Source organism: Virgibacillus salarius, from assembly GCF_039521925.1.
Classification (GTDB): domain Bacteria; phylum Bacillota; class Bacilli; order Bacillales; family Amphibacillaceae; genus Virgibacillus; species Virgibacillus salarius.
In genome coordinates this window covers 1-1,638 of record NZ_BAAACY010000128.1, presented here as the reverse complement: position 1 = coordinate 1,638, position 1,638 = coordinate 1, and the positions used below count along the sequence as shown (strand labels likewise).

At 34.4% G+C, this 1,638-nt stretch carries 3 protein-coding genes; all 3 read left to right on the top strand.

Going from position 1 to position 1,638, the window contains the following annotated elements:
• The first annotated feature begins 531 nt into the window (after window positions 1-531).
• The 3 genes from ABDZ84_RS16095 (at window position 532) to ABDZ84_RS16085 (ending at window position 1,524) form a co-directional block, all read left to right on the top strand.
• Window positions 532-1,008, top strand: a complete 477-nt coding sequence (locus ABDZ84_RS16095) for a DUF2975 domain-containing protein (RefSeq protein WP_026679991.1) — start codon at window positions 532-534, stop codon at window positions 1,006-1,008.
• Between the two features lie 9 nt (window positions 1,009-1,017).
• On the top strand, window positions 1,018-1,236 hold the full coding sequence (locus tag ABDZ84_RS16090) for a helix-turn-helix domain-containing protein (RefSeq protein ID WP_026679990.1): 219 nt from the start codon (window positions 1,018-1,020) through the stop codon (window positions 1,234-1,236).
• 93 nt (window positions 1,237-1,329) lie between these two features.
• Window positions 1,330-1,524: a DUF4177 domain-containing protein gene (locus ABDZ84_RS16085; RefSeq protein ID WP_026679989.1), complete on the top strand. Its 195-nt coding sequence runs from the start codon at window positions 1,330-1,332 to the stop codon at window positions 1,522-1,524.
• The last annotated feature ends 114 nt before the right edge of the window (window positions 1,525-1,638 follow it).

The window sequence follows — 1,638 nt, the reverse complement described above, 5'->3', positions numbered from 1 at the left end:
GCTACTAGAGGAAGCGTAAATCTGAGCATTTAGTGATAAGGACTGAGCGAATTTTGCTCCGTTTTTCTTAGGTATTTATGAATCAGATTGTTAAGTTTGGTTTGGGCAAAAGTAGCGGGCACCTAACCAGTTAGTAATGAGGAGGATGTTACCATCAATGATAGAGTGGTAAGTAAGTTTTTTGGCTTGATGTTAGTGGATGTATTTACTTTTGGCATTCCTTTGTACTTTCTTCATGTATTCAAAAGACCTAAAGTAACGATGATAGCATCCATGTTTATGTTTCCGATAATCTTTTTGTGTTTATGGTTGATCCTTGAACTAATGTAAAGCAGCTTCACTTGTTTTTCTAAATGATAGAGCTTCAATGGAAAATGGATATACCAAGTAGCTTGTAGCATTTCTAGTCAATTAGGAATGCTTTTATATTTATTCCATTAAATTATCCAAAATGATAAGTATTTATTGAATTACAATAAATTTTGCATTATTATGTTGTTAATGATAAATAAGTGAGGTGCTTTCATGAAGATTAAGAAAGGTACAACCATTTTTTTAAAAATAGCTGTTATCCTTATTGGAATTATTGTACTTACATTATGTGTATTTTGGCTACCTTCGTTGGCAAGTAATACCGCAGAGCAATTTCCAGCATTTCGTCATTTGCAATACCCCATTTTAGTAGGTTTGTATAGTACGGCAATACCTTTTTATTTTGCTTTGTATCAAGCTATAAAAATTTTAAACTACATTGAAATTCATCATGCCTTCTCGAAGGCATCAGTGATTTCCTTACGCTATATAAAATATTGTGCAGTGGTAATTAGTATTTTATATGTAATAGGCGCCCTATACCTTATGTCACAGCATGCTTTTCACCCTGGAGTAGCACTTATCGCATTTACAATTATTTTTGCATCCATTGTTGTATCCGTTTTTGCAGCGGTCCTGCAGCAATTATTAAGTAGTGCATTAGCGATCAAAACAGAAAATGATTTAACAGTATGAGGTGGAAATATGGCAATTATAATTAATATTGATGTGATGTTAGCGAAAAGAAAAATGAGTGTAACAGAGCTATCTAATCGAGTAGGAATTACAATGGCTAACCTTTCGATATTGAAAAATGGGAAAGCAAAAGCGATTCGTATATCCACGTTAGATGCGATTTGTAAAGCATTAGATTGTCAACCTGGTGACATTCTGGAGTATAAAATAGAGGATAGTGACCGATAAGTAAGCAATCTGGTTTGGTATTCGGTGAAACCTCTGCACCTACTATTCGTATAAGGTATAAAATGCTTTTTGCAGCATAAGGAGGTTATCGATTTGGAAAAGTGGGAGTATGCAGTTGAAACATGGACCTTAGGAATTACATCTGCAGATTGTGAGGAGTTGGAAGAGAAGTTAAATAAGTTTGGTAATGAAGGCTGGGAGCTAGTGAATATCATTCCTCAAGTGGGTGGATTCGGTGGAGAAGTATCGGTTAACTTTAACCAAATCGTATTTAAGCGAAGGGCGTAAAATTTATTAATATCGCCTTCTGTCAAAAAATCCCTGAGCATAGTGAGGCCACTGAAAATCTTATGATTTTTCAGTGAAACTTGAAATTTGTTATAAAAAAGACGACTCAAATTC